This is a genomic window from Azospirillum sp. TSH58, assembly GCF_003119115.1.
Lineage (GTDB): Bacteria > Pseudomonadota > Alphaproteobacteria > Azospirillales > Azospirillaceae > Azospirillum.
Genome location: NZ_CP022367.1, coordinates 1,184,560 through 1,198,642, shown reverse-complemented (window position 1 = coordinate 1,198,642; position 14,083 = coordinate 1,184,560). Strand labels below are relative to the sequence as shown.

At 70.9% G+C, this 14,083-nt stretch carries 12 protein-coding genes; 6 read left to right on the top strand and 6 right to left on the bottom strand.

What is annotated here, in order from left to right:
• Window positions 1-11 precede the first annotated feature (11 nt).
• From TSH58p_RS26880 to TSH58p_RS26855, 6 genes are all read right to left on the bottom strand, one after another.
• Window positions 12-299, bottom strand: coding sequence for a DUF3325 domain-containing protein (locus tag TSH58p_RS26880; protein WP_109071025.1), 288 nt, complete (start codon window positions 297-299; stop codon window positions 12-14).
• Between the two features lie 2 nt (window positions 300-301).
• Complete coding sequence (locus tag TSH58p_RS26875; protein ID WP_109071024.1) at window positions 302-1,885, bottom strand: PepSY domain-containing protein; 1,584 nt, start codon at window positions 1,883-1,885, stop codon at window positions 302-304.
• A gap of 64 nt (window positions 1,886-1,949) precedes the next feature.
• Window positions 1,950-2,246 (bottom strand): DUF3649 domain-containing protein, encoded by a 297-nt coding sequence (locus TSH58p_RS26870; protein ID WP_109071023.1) that lies wholly within the window; start codon window positions 2,244-2,246, stop codon window positions 1,950-1,952.
• Entirely contained in the window at window positions 2,243-2,983 is a 741-nt protein-coding gene (locus TSH58p_RS26865; RefSeq protein ID WP_109071022.1) for a cobalt ABC transporter substrate-binding protein, read from the bottom strand. The genes TSH58p_RS26870 and TSH58p_RS26865 overlap by 4 nt, the downstream gene beginning before the upstream one ends.
• A 29-nt stretch (window positions 2,984-3,012) precedes the next feature.
• Window positions 3,013-5,496, bottom strand: a complete 2,484-nt coding sequence (locus TSH58p_RS26860; RefSeq protein WP_247874129.1) for a TonB-dependent receptor — start codon at window positions 5,494-5,496, stop codon at window positions 3,013-3,015.
• A 272-nt stretch (window positions 5,497-5,768) separates the two neighbouring features.
• A complete protein-coding gene (locus tag TSH58p_RS26855) occupies window positions 5,769-6,830 on the bottom strand; it encodes a LacI family DNA-binding transcriptional regulator (RefSeq protein WP_109071021.1) in 1,062 nt (353 codons plus the stop codon).
• A gap of 331 nt (window positions 6,831-7,161) precedes the next feature.
• On the opposite strand from TSH58p_RS26855, the gene TSH58p_RS26850 reads away from it, so the two are divergent.
• The 6 genes from TSH58p_RS26850 to TSH58p_RS26825 all read left to right on the top strand — a co-directional run bounded on the left by TSH58p_RS26850 (window position 7,162) and on the right by TSH58p_RS26825 (window position 14,069).
• The gene (locus tag TSH58p_RS26850) at window positions 7,162-7,926 is read left to right on the top strand and encodes an SDR family oxidoreductase (RefSeq protein ID WP_109071020.1); all 765 of its coding nucleotides are present in this window, start codon (window positions 7,162-7,164) and stop codon (window positions 7,924-7,926) included.
• 69 nt (window positions 7,927-7,995) lie between these two features.
• A complete protein-coding gene (locus TSH58p_RS26845) occupies window positions 7,996-9,243 on the top strand; it encodes a CaiB/BaiF CoA-transferase family protein (protein WP_109071019.1) in 1,248 nt (415 codons plus the stop codon).
• Entirely contained in the window at window positions 9,225-10,388 is a 1,164-nt protein-coding gene (locus TSH58p_RS26840) for an ABC transporter substrate-binding protein (protein WP_109071018.1), read from the top strand. Before TSH58p_RS26845 ends, TSH58p_RS26840 begins: the two co-directional genes overlap by 19 nt.
• Window positions 10,389-10,398: 10 nt before the next feature.
• Window positions 10,399-11,196: an enoyl-CoA hydratase/isomerase family protein gene (locus TSH58p_RS26835; RefSeq protein WP_094304964.1), complete on the top strand. Its 798-nt coding sequence runs from the start codon at window positions 10,399-10,401 to the stop codon at window positions 11,194-11,196.
• A gap of 31 nt (window positions 11,197-11,227) precedes the next feature.
• A complete protein-coding gene (locus TSH58p_RS26830) occupies window positions 11,228-12,412 on the top strand; it encodes a fumarylacetoacetate hydrolase family protein (protein ID WP_109071017.1) in 1,185 nt (394 codons plus the stop codon).
• 76 nt (window positions 12,413-12,488) lie between these two features.
• Complete coding sequence (locus TSH58p_RS26825; RefSeq protein ID WP_109071016.1) at window positions 12,489-14,069, top strand: aldehyde dehydrogenase (NADP(+)); 1,581 nt, start codon at window positions 12,489-12,491, stop codon at window positions 14,067-14,069.
• Window positions 14,070-14,083: the final 14 nt, after the last annotated feature.

Here is a 14,083-nt window from a genome sequence, read left to right as displayed (position 1 = left end):
AAGGCGTACCCTCAATTTGGGCGGGCGGCCCGGCGTTGCCGAACGATGAGCGCGCCATGGACGAGACCGGCGCCCAGGCTGGTGTGGCCGCTGAACATGACGAGGCCGAGTCCCCAGCCCTGCCACGCCACGAGCAGGCCCAGCGCGCCCAGCAGGGAGGCCGCCCCGCCGACGCGCAGGGCGACCGTGGCGAGCGCCGGCAGGGGGCGGCCGAACAGGTCGTGCTGCGGGCGGTCCATCGCGAGGGCCAGCGCGGCGAAGCCCGTCAGGCACAGGATGAAAGACGACAGGTGGGTCATGATCATCCCTCGCGCAGGACGGCGCCGCCGGCGGGTTCGTTGACGGTTTTGGGGGCCGGCTTGCGGGCGGGCCGCAGCTTGGGCCGGTGCCGGAGCGCGCGGACCGCCAGGACGGCGTGAAGCGCCGCCAGCGCCCAGCACATCAGGTCCATGCCGATGAACACCCAGTCCCCGTCGGCCAAGCTGCGCCAGAGCGGCCGGTGCGTGGTGACGGCGTTGAGCACCGGCAGCAGCGCCAGCAGCGCCGCGGCCAGCCACAACTGCTCGACCCAGGCTTTCTTGGCCGGACGCAGCACGCCGTGCAGCAGCGTCAGCGCCCAGACGATGAAGAAGCTGTGGATCTCCCAGTTGGCGCGGTCCGCCAGGGTCTCCGGCAGCAGACGGTTGGCCCACAGGAAGGCCGCCATGGCGACCGACAGGCCGGCGATGCTGGCGATGTTCAGCCGCTCCACGACGTGGAAGCCGATGTGGGGCCGGGCCGGATCGGGCAGCTTCTGCCGGCGCTTCACCGTCCACATCACCAGACCGGTGCCCACCATGGCGGTGCCGGCGAGGCTGACGAGGAAGTAGAGCCAACGCGTCACCGAGTCGCTGAAACGCCCCAGATGCAGGGCGTAGAGCACGCCGCGCGTCTCCGCCGCCGCCCCCACCCCTTCATGGACGGCCAGCAGCTTGCCGGTGGTGCCTTCGAATTCCAGATACTGCGGGCTCATGGAGACGCGCCCGCCGTCACCGCGCGCCACCGCCACCCGCGCCGCCGCGTCGCCCGGATGGGTGGCGGTGACCCGGCCGACGCCGTCGCGGCCCCAGCGCTCCTGGGCGTGGCGCACCATGTCCTCGATCGAGGCGAGCGGCGCCGCCTCGCCGCTGGGCTTGCCCGGCTGGATGAAGGCGCTGAGTTCGGCGTTGAGCTGCTGGCGCTCCGCCGCGGTCTTGATCCCCGCCTGCTGCCCCCAGGGCATGTAGAGCGCCATCAGGGTCACCAGCCCGGTGTAGGTGATCATGGCGTGGAAGGGCAGCCCGAACACCGACAGCGCGTTGTGCGCGTCGAGCCAGGAGCGCTGCCCCTTGCCCCAGCGGAAGGTGAAGAAATCGGTGAAGATCTTCTTGTGGGTGATGACCCCGCTGACGATGGCCACCAGCATGAACATGGCCGCGATTCCGGCGATCCAGCGCCCCCACACCACCGGCATGTAATGGAACTGGAAATGGAAGCGGTAGAAGAAGTCGCCGCCCAGCGTCTCGCGCGACGACACCTTCCGGCCCGTCGCCGGGTCGAAGTTGCCCTCGCCGAAGGCGCGCTGCCCCGGAGCGGCTCCGGCGGTGCGCCAGAAGGCGTAGACGCTGTTGTTGCGGGCGTCCGTCACGCGCAGGCTCCATTGCGGGCTGCCCGGCACCAGGGCGACGAGTTCGTCGGCCACCCGCTGGGCCACCACCGCCTGATCCGGCACCCCGCTCTGCGCCGGCAGTTCGGGACGCATCCATTGCGACAGCTCGTCCTTGAAGTAGGACACCGTCCCGGTGAGGAACATCGCGTAGAGCACCCAGCCGAGAAGCAGCCCGACCCAGGTGTGCAGATCGGACATGCTCTGGCGGAGTCCACGGCCGTCGGGGCGCGCTTGCTGATCCGTCTTCACGCTCGGCTCCCCATCACCAGACCGACCACGCCGCCAGCAACAGCGGCGCGGCCACGACAAGCAGGCCCGCCCAGGCGCGCAGGGCGCTGCGGACTGCGAAGACCCAGATCACGGCGGCGGCGTAGATGATGAAACTCGCCAACTGGCCGGTGAGCACCGCCTGCGGCTTGCTCATGGGAAGCGCCAGCACCGCCACGCTGGCGAGTGCGGCCAGCGCATAGCCGCCGAACAGGGCGGCGGCTATGCGCGAGACGAGCGGGCCGCCCCAAGCATCAAAGGCTGCACGGACCCGTCCGGCCACGGAGGTCATTTGTTGGGCGTCGCCGCCGGGCCGGCGGGGACCGGCGCCAGGCCGTCGGGGTGGACGTAGGTCACCGTGGTGACGTAGCTGACGCCGTCATACTTCTCGGCCCCGTTGGCGCCCTGGCGCTCGCCGGGCGTGCGCTCGTTCAGGCTGACCTCGGCCACGTAGGTGCCCTTCCACGGCAGGTCGAAGGTCACCAGACCCTGCTCGTCGGTGTGCTCCTCCTTGGCCCAGCCGGACTGGGTGACCAGCGCCACCTTGGTCTTGGCCTTGGGCTGGCCCTGGAAGACCAGCTTGAACTGGCCGGGCTTTCCGGTGGGCACCAGATCCAGCGTCAGCTTCGGCGCCTGCTCGGCGAAGCCGGTGATCAGGCGCGCGGCGGGGTGGAACCAGTTGGTGGTCTCCTTGTCGCCCTGCTTCCAGGTGTAGAGCGGGTAGAGCGTGTCCTCGGCGACGATGCTCTCACCGGCCGCAGCCTTGAAGGGCAGCGCGAAGCCGTCCGCGGTCTTGGCGGCTTCGGCCTTCTGCTCCCCCTTGGCGGAGAGGAGGGCGCCGGCCGGCTTGCCGAACTTGTCGAGCAGGCCGGGCGAGACCTCGCGCAGGTTCTCGCCGAACTCCCCGAAGCGGATCGTGGCGTTGCCCTGCTCGGGCTGCTCGATCCAGATCTGGTGGGCTTGGGCGGGCATGGCGGCGGGCATGGCGACGCCCAGCGCGGCGATGAGAGCGAGCGACAGTTTGTTCATGACGAATTCCGGAAGAATGGCCTGAGGGATCAGAAGTCGACGGTGGCGGACAGCAGCACGGTCCGCGGCGAACCGACGGTCACGTAGGTGCCGGTGGTCAGCCAGTACTCCTTGTCGAAGAGGTTCTCGACGCTGGCGCGCAGCACGACGGGCTTGCCCGACACGTCGGTGGTGTAGCGGGCGCCGATGTCGAAGCGGGTCCAGCCGTCGAAACGCAGCGTGTTGGCGTTGGTCAGGTAGGAACCGGACGTGTGGATCACGCGCCCGTTGAGGGCGAGGCCCTCGACCCACGGGGTGTCCCAATCCAGGCTGGCGGAGAAGCTCTTGTCCGGCACGCCGGCGGCGTCGTTGCCCTCTTCCGAGGCGACGGCGGTCTTCGTCAGCTCCGGCTTCAGGAAGGTCGCGCTGGCCATGGCGCGCAAGCCGGGCAGGATCTCGCCGTAGGCGGACAGCTCCAGGCCACGGTTGCGCTGCTCGCCGTCATAGGCCAGCTCGTTGGACGCGGTGCGGATCGAGCTGGGGCGGGTGATCTGGAAGACCGCGGCGGTCGTGGTGATGGTGCCCCAATCGACCTTGACGCCGCCTTCGAGCTGCTTCGACTTGTAGGGTTCGAGCACCGCGCCGGTGTTGGCGTAGCCGGCGCCGACGATGGTGCCGCGCGACAGGCCCTCGGCGTAGTTGCCGTAGACCGCGACGTTCTCCAGCGGCTTGACGACCAGACCGGCGAGCGGCGTCGTGGCGCTGGCGTCGTAGTTGCTGGTCTGCGCGCCGGTCGTCGTGCTGTAGCCCTTCACCTTCACCGTCTGGTCGCGCACGCCGAGCGTCAGCAGGACACGGTCGTTGACGAAGGACAGCGTGTCGGCGATGGCGATGCTGCTGAGCGTCGTCTCGGCCGACTTGCGCGGGTCGGTGCGCGGCGCGGTGATGACCGGCAGCGGCGCCGGGTTGTAGATGCTCGACGGGGCCGAGCCGGCGGCCTGGATGTAGGCGTTGCCCTCCTCCCGCTGGAACCCGGTGTAGCCGATGTTGACCTGATGGCGGACGGGACCCGTCTCGAAGCGCAGGCGCGCGCCGGCCGTGCCGCTGACCGTCTCGCTGTAGGAGTCGTAGTAGGAGTTGCGGACCGTGAAGTTGCCGAGCGCGTTCACGGCGGGGTTGGACTGCGGGAACACCTGATCGTTCGTGCCGTCGCGGTAGCCGATGCCGGCGTAGGCGGTCAGCCAGTCCGTCACGTCGAACTCGATGTTCGAGGCGATGGTCTTGTCCTTCTGGACCAGCTTGGTGTTCGGGTACCAGTTGCTCCGCGCGTCGGGCGGCGACGGGATCGCCGTCGTCGTGGGAAGGATGCTGATCTGCGGGCGGAAATTGTCGGTGTCGTCGCGCTGGATGATGCCATCGAGCGACCAGCGCAGCCGCTCGCCCCGGTAATCCACCGCCAGCGAGCCGAGGCCGGTCTTGACGTCGCCATCCTCGATCGAGGCTTCGCCGCCGCGCAGCAGGCCGTTGAAGCGCACGCCCCAGGCGTTGTTCTCGCCGAAGCGGCGCCCGGTGTCGACATGGACGCCGAAATTGGCCTCGCTCTGGTAGAGCCCGGTCACGCGGGTCAGCGGCTGGTCGCCGGCGCGCTTGCTGAGGATGTTGATGCCGCCGCCGATGCTGCCGTTGGGGGCGATGCCGTTGATCAGCGCGCCCGGCCCCTTCAGCAGCTCGATCCGCTCGATGATCTGCGACGGCACGCGGTTGGAGGACACCAGCCCGTACATGCCGTTGAAGCCGACGTCACCGGACGGAACGGCGAAGCCGCGGATCTGGAAGGTGTCGTCGAAGCCGTTGCCGCCGGTGGTCGTGCGCACCGACGAATCGTTGATCAGCGTGTCCGCCGCCGTGCGCGCCTGCTGGTTCTCGATCAGTTCAGAGGTGTAGTTGGTCGTGCTGAAGGGCGTGTCCAGCGTGTTCTTCGTGCCCAGCAGGCCCAGCGTGCCGCCGCGCGCCACCTGACCGCCGGCGTAGGGCGGCGGCGGTTCGCCCGGCAGCGCGCCGGCGTTGGCCGAAACCTGGACGGTGGGCAGCACCGTCGCCCCGGCCGGCGCGTCCACGGCCGCCGCGGCGGCCTGCGCGACGAGGCCGTAACCCGACGGCGTGCGCGCGATCTGGTAGCCGCTGCCGTCCAGCAGGCGGCGGAAGCCGTCCTCGACCGTCGTCGTTCCTCGCAGCCCCTGGGAGGTCTTGCCCCGGACCTGCGCCGGGTCCACGGCGACGCTCACCCCGGCCTGGGCGGCGAAGCTGCGCAGCGCGGCGTCCAGCGGACCCGGCGGCACGTTGGCGTCGATCGTGCGCGCCGCCGCCGTCTGGGCCTGCGCGGCTGGGGCGAAGGGAAGGCCGCCCGCAAGAACGGCGCTGGCAAAACAAACGGCCATGGCGACCGGGCGCAGACCCGGTGCGAAGACGTCATGCGCGGCACCGCGGCGGCGGGCGGTCAGGCGCAGGGCGTCCTTGCCGCAAGATTGAGACATTATGCCAGTTCCTCTACCAAAAGGTGTATATGTGGCGCAGCGTTAGCGACCGGCACCCTGTCCGTTTCAAAAACGTCGAACATCTGCGCTGATCGGCTGAATGCGAATGATTTTCATTCTAAGCATCAGGCCGCGGATCGCGCAAGGGGGCAACGTCACCGTTCCGGTGACCCCGCGCGTCTTTATATCCCTGATATCGTTACGGGAATTTCGGGCGCCTCAAAGGTCCCTCTCCCCAGGGGAGAGAGGGTTATGAGGCGCGCCGGGCTAAATCAGGCGCTGCCCCGCACCAGCAATTCGAACCCCACATCCTGGGTGCGGTTCTCCACCTCGCCGCCCTGCATCCGCCGCAGCAGGAGGTTGGCGGATTCCGTGCCGATCCTGCGGCTGGCGATGGCGATGGTGGTCAGGCCCGGCGTCAATTGCCCGGCGATGTCGTAGTTGCCGAACCCGGTGATGGCCAGATCCTTCGGCACCGAGATCCCCATGCCGGCGCAGGCCAGCAGGGCCCCGGAGGCGAGCACGTCGCTGACGAACACCACCGCGTCGGTGTCGGGATGCTGCTCCCGCACCAGCTTCAGCAGTTCCACGCCGGTCGCCATCACCATCGGTCCGCTGGTAACGGTGACGACGCGTGGCGTCACGCCCGGGAAATGACGCTCGTGGGCGTCCTGGAAACCCTTCAGACGCTCCTTGGCGCGGTGGTCGCCCGGCTTCATGACGCCCGTGAAGGCCAGCCGGCGGTAACCGCGCCCCACAAGATGATCGACCACGCTCATCAGGGCGGCGTGGTTGGAGAAGCCGACCAGCATGTCGACGGGGCGGTTCGTCCAGCTCCAGCTTTCGACCACCGGCACCCCGGTGCGCTTGAGGAGGGCCGTGGTTTCCTGGGTGTGGCGGGTGCCGATGATGAAGAAGCCGTCGGGGCGCCGCCCGCTGAAGCTGCGGACCAGCGACTCCTCGCGCCCCGCCATGTAGTCGGTGTGGCCGAGGAAGACCTGATAGCCCTCCGGCAGCAGGACGTCGGTCAGGCCCTGGATGGTTTCCGCGAAGATCGAGGCGGAAATGGTCGGAATGATCGCCGCCACCGTCATGCTGCGGTTGGAGGCGAGGTGGCTCGCCGCGAAATTCTGCACGTAGCGGGTCTCGCGCACCGCCTCCTCGATGCGGGCGAGCGTGTCGGGGCCGACGCTGCGGGGATCGCGGAGCGCGCGCGACACCGTCTGCGTCGAGACCCCGGCGGCCTGCGCCACATCGGCCATCGTCACCGCGCGGGTCGCGGAGCGCCGCCGTGACTCCGCCTTCCTGAGCGAAAGCTGTCCTTCGTCCGACACCTGGGATGACCTCTTTCCTGCCTTCGCCGGCCCGCCTTCGGGCACCGACCGGCCGCCTTCTTGTGCATGGCCGCGCCCGCCGTTGCAAGCCGGGTGCGGCACCGTTTCCACAATCCATACCGCATTTCATGTTAGCGGTCACGTGAGCGATAACGCCAACGCTCATCAAAGATGCTTGATTGCCCCAACCAATCATGTTACCGGTCACGTTAGCGGTCACTCGGAACGGACGCGAAGGCGGACGATCCGGGGGCCGCGGGGAGGACCACCGCGGCGGCCCGACGGCCGCCGGCGGGCAAGCAACAAAGACAAGCAACGAAGCGGGCAAGACATGAACGTTCTTGCGGACAGCGTCGCCTGGATCACCGGCGGCGGCAGCGGAATCGGGGAAGCCGGCGCGCGGGCGCTGGCCCAGGGCGGCGCCACCGTCGTCCTGTCCGGACGGCGCGAGGACGCGCTCCACCGCGTGGCGGAGTCCATCCGCGGCGCCGGCGGCAAGGCCGAGACCGCGGTCCTCGACGTGGCCGACGAAGCGGCGGTGCGGCGCGTGGCGGCGGCGATCCTCGACCGCCACGGGCGAATCGACACGCTGGTCGCCAGCGCCGGGATGAACCTGCCCAACCGCAGTTTCAGCACGGTCGGGGCGGAGGGCTGGCGGCGGCTGGTCGACGTCAACCTCAACGGCACCATGCACGCCATCCAGGCGGTGCTGCCCGCCATGCGGGAGCGCCGGTCCGGCACCGTCATCATCGTGTCCTCCTGGGTCGGGCGGCACGCGCTCGTCCTCGGCGGCCCCGGCTACAACGCGACCAAGCAGGCGCTGGTGACGCTGAGCCACAGCCTGAACATGGAGGAATGGCGCAACGGCCTGCGCTCCTGCGTGGTCATGCCGGGCGAGGTGGCGACCGACCTGCTGGGCCAGCGCCCCTCCCCGCCCCCGGCGGAGGAGATGGAGCGCCTGCTCCAGCCCGAAGACCTGGGCCGCACCATCCGCTTCGTGGCCGAGATGCCGCCCCACGTCTGCGTCAACGAAATCCTCATCAGCCCCGTCTGGAACCGCGCCTTCTTCACCGAAGCTCCGGCGACCAACGGCTGACCGAATCCATCCCTACGCCCCATCCTTCCGCCATGGCCGGCGGACCCACGGCAACAAGATCCGGACATCATGGACAAGAAACGCAACATCCTCAGCGGTTACCGTGTGCTCGACTGCTCCATCGCCATGGCCGGCCCGCTGGCGGCGCAGCGCCTGGGCGACCTCGGCGCCGACGTGGTGAAGGTGGAGCCGGTGACCGGGGAGTGGCAGCGCCACACCGCGGCGGGCGGCATCACCGGCAACAAGGTGAACGTCTCCTTCCTGTCGCTGAACCGGAACAAGCGCTCGCTCGCCGTCGACCTGAAGAACGCCGAGGGCAAGGCCCTGCTCATGGAGCTGGTCAAGACCGCCGACGTGTTCCTCCAGAACTACCGGCCCGGCGTCGCCAAGCGGCTGGGCGTGGACTATGAATCGCTCTCCGCGATCAACCCGCGCCTGATCTACCTGTCGATCTCCGGCTACGGCGAGACCGGCCCCTACGTCCAGCGTCCGGGCCAGGACCTGCTGTTGCAGGGCATGTCCGGCGCCATGCTGTCGGCGGGCCGCGAGGGCGAGGCCCCGACCCCCGCCGGCCAGTATCTGGTGGACGCGATCACCGGCTACACCGCCTTCGAGGGCGTGCTGGCCGCCCTGCTCCACCGCGAGCGCACCGGCGAGGGCCAGCTCGTCCAGGTCAACATGCTGGACGCCATCACGACGATCCAGATGCAGGAGCTGTCGGTCTTCACGGTCGGCGGCAAGCCGCAGACCCGCTCCGCCGAGCCGCACGCCCACGTCTACATCCGCGCCCCCTACGGCGCCTTCGCCACCAGCGACGGCTTCATCATCGTGGCCTTCCCGCCGCTGAAGCTGCTGGGCGAGCTGATCGGCGAGCCGTCCTTCCTCGACATGGAGGACGAGACCGACAGCTGGAGCCGCCGCGACGAGATCTTCGCCAAGACCCGCGACCGGCTGACCGCCAGGACCTCCGCGGAGTGGCTGGAGCTGTTCAACGCCGCCGGGGTCTGGGCCGGGCCGGTCTACGGCTACGCCGACCTCGTGAACGACCCGCAGATCAAGCACAACGGCACATTCGTCGAGTACGACCACCCGACCGAGGGCCGCGTCAAGACGCCGGGCTTCCCGATCAGGTTCTCCAAGACCCCGTCCGAGGTCGAGCGCGGCGCCCCGCTGACCGGCGAGCACACCCGCGAGGTGCTGGAGGCCGCCGGCTTCACCGCCGAGGCCATCGATCGCCTGCTGGCGGCGGGCGTCGTCGCCGCCACCGAGCCGGAGGCGGAGGAAGAGGAGGTTCGGGCATGCGCTACCGCGCGCTGACCTGGGACCACCCGCGCGGCTACAACGCCTTGGCCGCCGCGGCGGCCGGGCTGGACCAGGCGCGCGACGGGCTTGCCCCCGATCTTGCCATCGAGTGGGACAAGCAGCCGCTCGAAGGCTTCGAGGCCCACCCGATCGGCGACCTCTGCGCCCGCTACGACCTGATCGTGCTGGACCATCCCCATGTCGGTGAAGCCGTCGCGGAACGCGGCCTGATCCCGCTGGAGGACCTGTTCACCGCCGAGGACCTCGCCGGCTGGCAGCGCGACAGCATCGGGCCGAGCCTCGCCAGCTACCGCTTCGCGGACCGGCACTGGGCGCTGCCGCTCGACGCGGCGACCCAGGTCACGGCCTGCCGCGCCGACTTGCTGGACGGGCCGGTCCCCGTCACCTGGGCGGAGGTCGTGGCCCTGTCCGAACGGGCTCCGGTCACCCTGTCGCTGGCAGGACCCCACGCCTGCCTGACCTTCCTGTCCATGGCCGCGGCCTTCGGCGACCCGCCCGCCGTGGCCGATCCCGACCGGCTGGTCTCGGCGGAGGTCGGGGAGCGGGTGCTCGACCTCATGGCGACGCTGGCCGGGCGGATGCCGGCGGCGGTGCGCGGGCTGAACCCCATCGGGCTGCTCGGCCACATGGCCCGCACCGACGACGTGGCGCTCTGCCCGCTGGTCTACGGCTACGTCAACTACGCGGCGCCGACCGCGGCAGGAGACAAGCCCGTTACCTTCGCCGACGCGCCGCGCGCCACGGCGGACGGGCGTCCCGGCTCGACGCTGGGCGGCACCGGCGTCGGCGTCTCCGTGCGCTGCGAGGTGACGCCCGCCCTGCTCGACCATCTGCGCTGGCTGCTCGGCGCCGAGGCGCAGCGGAGCTTCATCCCGGCCCACGACGGCCAGCCGAGCCGCCGCGACGCCTGGGCGGACGAGGCGGTGAACGCCCGCTGGGGCAACTTCTACCGCAACACCGCCGCGACGCTGGAGGCCGCCTATGTCCGTCCGCGCCACGCCGGCTACATCGCCTTCCAGGCCGAAGCCGCCGCGATGATCCGCGACGCACTGGCCGAGGGCACGCCGCACGCCGCCTTGCTCGACCGTCTGCAACACCGCTACGCCGCCAGCCGCCCGGTTGCCGGCGCCGAACGATAAGGCCCATCCCATGGACTCGCTCAACACCCCCGATCCGGCGCTTGGCAAGGTCACCGTCACGGTGGACGGCTTCGTCGCCACCATCACGCTCGACCGCCCGCAGAAGCTGAACGCGGTGACCCCGGAGATGGCCGCGGAGCTGGTCGCCGCCGTCGCCCGCTGCAACGCCGACGACGACATCCGCTGCGTCGTGCTGACCGGTGCGGGACCGCGCGCCTTCTGCTGCGGCTCCGACATCCGCGAGCTGGACCGCTACGACACCGCCTGGAACTTCCGCAACCGCGAGGACTATTGCGACGCCATCCGGTCCTTGCGCAAGCCCAGCATCGCCGCGGTCAACGGCTACGCCTTCGGCGGCGGGCTGGAGACGGCGATGAGCTGCGACATCCGCATCGCGTCGGAGAACGCCCAGTTCGGCGCGCCGGAGATCAAGCTCGGCTGGATCGGCGGTGGCGGCGTCGCGGCCTTCCTGTCGCACTCCATCGGCACCTCCAACGCCGCGATGATGATCCTGACCGGCGACCCGATCCCGGCGGACAAGGCGCTGGCCTGGGGGCTCGTCAGCGAGGTGGTGCCCGCCGACCGGCTGCTCGCCCGCGCGCAGGAGATCGCCGCCATCGTCGCCAGCCGCGCCCCCATCGCGGCGGAGACGGCGAAGCTGAACCTGAAGGCCGCCCACACCATGCCGGTGGAGAAGGCCATCGAGTACGAGCGGGACCTGCAGACCATCTGCTTCGCCACGGCGGACGCCGCCGAGGGGCGTGCCGCCTTCAAGGAAAAGCGCAGCCCGGTCTTCCGGCGCAAGTAACGACCCGGCGCAAGCAAGAGGAGCGGAAACCATGAGCAAGCGACCCCTTCCCCTCGACCCCGCCGCCGCCCTGCCGGCGGACGAGGGCGCGCTTCTGGTCGGGCGCGCCTGGCGCCCCGGCGTCGGCCCCTCGGTCATCGCCGTGCGCGGCCGGGACGTGTTCGACATCACCAGCCGCGACGCGCCCACCGTGCGCGATCTGGTGGAGACCGGCGCCGCCGCGGCCATCGCCCGCGACGTGCCCGGCGAGTGGATCGGCACCGCCGCCGCCCTCCTCGCCAACTCCGACGAGGACCGGCGCGACCCGGAGCGGCCCTGGCTGCTGGCCCCCATCGACCTCCAGGCGGTGAAGGCGTCCGGCGTGACCTTCGTGGTCAGCCTGCTGGAGCGCGTCATCGAGGAGCAGGCGCGCGGCGCCCCGGACAAGGCGCTGGCCATCCGCGCCGACATCGACTCGCTGATCGGGCGCGACCTGTCCAGCCTGAAGCCCGGCTCGCCGGAGGCCATGGAGGTCAAGAAGGCGCTGATCGCCCGCGGGGTGTGGTCGCAGTACCTTGAGGTCGGCATCGGCCCCGACGCCGAGATCTTCACCAAGGGCCAGCCGATGTCGGCGGTCGGCACCGGCGCCCATGTCGGCATCCCGCCCACGTCGGTGTGGAACAACCCGGAGCCGGAAATCGCCGTCCTGGCCTCCAGCCGCGGGGACATCGTCGGCGCCACGCTCGGCAACGACATGAACCTGCGCGACGTCGAAGGGCGCTCCGCCCTGCTGCTCGGCAAGGCCAAGGACAACAACGCCAGCGGCTCCATCGGCCCCTTCATCCGCCTGTTCGACGACCGCTTCACGCTGGACGGCGTGCGCAGCGCCGAGCTTGGGCTGGTGGTCGAGGGCAGCGACGGCTTCCGGCTGGAGGGCTCCAGCTCCATGTCGCAGATCAGCCGCGACCCGGTGGAGCTGGTGGAGGCCACCATCGGCGAGAACCACCAGTATCCGGACGGCTTCGTGCTGCTGCTCGGCACCATGTTCGCGCCGGTCGAGGACCGCGACCGTCCGGGCGAGGGCTTCACCCACAAGCTGGACGACGTGGTGACCATCACCGCCCCGGCGCTGGGCAGCCTGACCAACCGGGTCCGCCATTGCGCCGACTGCGCGCCCTGGGACTTCGGCGCCGCCGCGCTGATGCGGAACCTCGCGGGCCGCGGCCTGCTCGGCTGATGCCGCCCCCAGACCGAGAGCACCAAGCCCGAGAGCACCGAGACCAAGAGCACCGAGACCAGGAAAGGACCCGCCCGTGACCCTCACCGGCATGATGCTGATCGGCGCCGAGAGCCACCGCGGCCGCAACGGCGAGATCCACGCCATCGACCCGTCCACCGGGGCGAAGCTGGAGCCCGCCTTCGGCGGCGGCGGGGCGGCGGAGGTGGACCGCGCCTGCCAGCTCGCCTGGGACGCCTTCGACCGCTTCCGCGAGACCGCGCCGGAGGACCGCGCCGTCTTCCTGGAGGCGGTCGCCCGCAACATCCTTGACCTCGGCGACGCGCTGATCGTCCGCGCCATGGCCGAAAGCGGCCTGCCGCGCGCCCGGCTGGAGGGGGAACGGGGCCGCACCGTCGGCCAGCTCCGCCTCTTCGCCGCGGTGGTGCGGGAGGGAAGCTGGATCGGCGCCCGCATCGACCCGGCCCTGCCGGAACGCGCGCCCCTGCCCCGCCCCGACCTGCGCCAGCGCCGCATCCCGCTCGGCCCCGTCGCGGTGTTCGGCGCCAGCAACTTCCCGCTGGCCTTCTCGGTGGCCGGGGGCGACACCGCGTCGGCCTTCGCCGCCGGCTGCCCGGTGGTGGTCAAGGCCCACTCCGCCCATCCCGGCACGTCGGAGCTGGTCGGCCGCGCCGTCCAGGCCGCCGTCGCGGAATGCGGCTTGCCGGAGGGCGTCTTCTCGCTGATCTTCGGCGCCGGTTCGTCGGTGGGCACGGCGCTGGTCGCCGACCCGCGCATCAAGGCGGTCGGCTTCACCGGCTCGCGCCGCGGCGGCGTGGCGCTGATGGAGGTGGCGGCCAAGCGCCCGGAACCGATCCCCGTCTACGCGGAGATGAGCAGCATCAACCCGGTCTTCCTGCTGCCGGCGGCGTTGGCCGCGCGGGCGGAGGCGCTGGGCAAGAGCTTCGTCGCCTCGCTGACCATGGGCGCCGGGCAGTTCTGCACCAACCCCGGCATTCTGCTGGCGGTGGACGGGCCGGACCTCGACCGCTTCGTGGCGTCCGCCGTGGACGCGCTGGGCGGCAGCGCGGCGCCGACCATGCTGACGCCGGGCATCCACGCCGCCTTCGACGCCGGGGTGGCGGCGCTGGCCGACAACGCCCTCGTGGCGACGCTGGCCCGCGGGCTGGACGGCGACGGCCCCAACCAATGCCGGGCGGCCCTGTTCGCCACGACCGCCGAAGCCTTCCTCGACGACCCGTCCCTGCGGGAGGAGGTGTTCGGCTCCGCCTCGCTGCTCATCCGCTGCCCGGATCTGGAATCCTTGCGCGCCGTGGCGGAGCGGCTGGACGGCCAGCTCACCGCGACCGTGCAGATGGACGCGGCGGACGGCGACGCCGTGGCCGCGTTGCTGCCGACGCTGGAGCGCAAGGCCGGCCGCATCCTGGCGAACGGCTGGCCGACCGGCGTCGAGGTCTGCCACGCCATGGTGCATGGCGGCCCCTTCCCGGCCACGTCGGACAGCCGCACGACCTCGGTCGGGACGGCGGCCATCGAACGGTTCCTGCGGCCCGTCTGCTACCAGGACATCCCGGCCGACCTGCTGCCGGCCGCCCTGCGCGACGGCAACCCGCTGGGGCTGTGGCGCCGGATCGACGGAGCGTTGGGCCGGCACTGAACCCCGACCACCGG

Coding starts and splice junctions, on each gene's coding strand:
- TSH58p_RS26860 (WP_247874129.1), bottom strand. CDS start 5,496: ATGTCTCAATCTTGCGGCAAGGACGCCCTGCGCCTGACCGCCCGCCGC.
- TSH58p_RS26840 (WP_109071018.1), top strand. CDS start 9,225: ATGCGCTACCGCGCGCTGACCTGGGACCACCCGCGCGGCTACAACGCC.
- TSH58p_RS26865 (WP_109071022.1), bottom strand. CDS start 2,983: ATGAACAAACTGTCGCTCGCTCTCATCGCCGCGCTGGGCGTCGCCATG.
- TSH58p_RS26845 (WP_109071019.1), top strand. CDS start 7,996: ATGGACAAGAAACGCAACATCCTCAGCGGTTACCGTGTGCTCGACTGC.
- TSH58p_RS26835 (WP_094304964.1), top strand. CDS start 10,399: ATGGACTCGCTCAACACCCCCGATCCGGCGCTTGGCAAGGTCACCGTC.
- TSH58p_RS26880 (WP_109071025.1), bottom strand. CDS start 299: ATGACCCACCTGTCGTCTTTCATCCTGTGCCTGACGGGCTTCGCCGCG.
- TSH58p_RS26830 (WP_109071017.1), top strand. CDS start 11,228: ATGAGCAAGCGACCCCTTCCCCTCGACCCCGCCGCCGCCCTGCCGGCG.
- TSH58p_RS26875 (WP_109071024.1), bottom strand. CDS start 1,885: ATGTCCGATCTGCACACCTGGGTCGGGCTGCTTCTCGGCTGGGTGCTC.
- TSH58p_RS26870 (WP_109071023.1), bottom strand. CDS start 2,246: ATGACCTCCGTGGCCGGACGGGTCCGTGCAGCCTTTGATGCTTGGGGC.
- TSH58p_RS26850 (WP_109071020.1), top strand. CDS start 7,162: ATGAACGTTCTTGCGGACAGCGTCGCCTGGATCACCGGCGGCGGCAGC.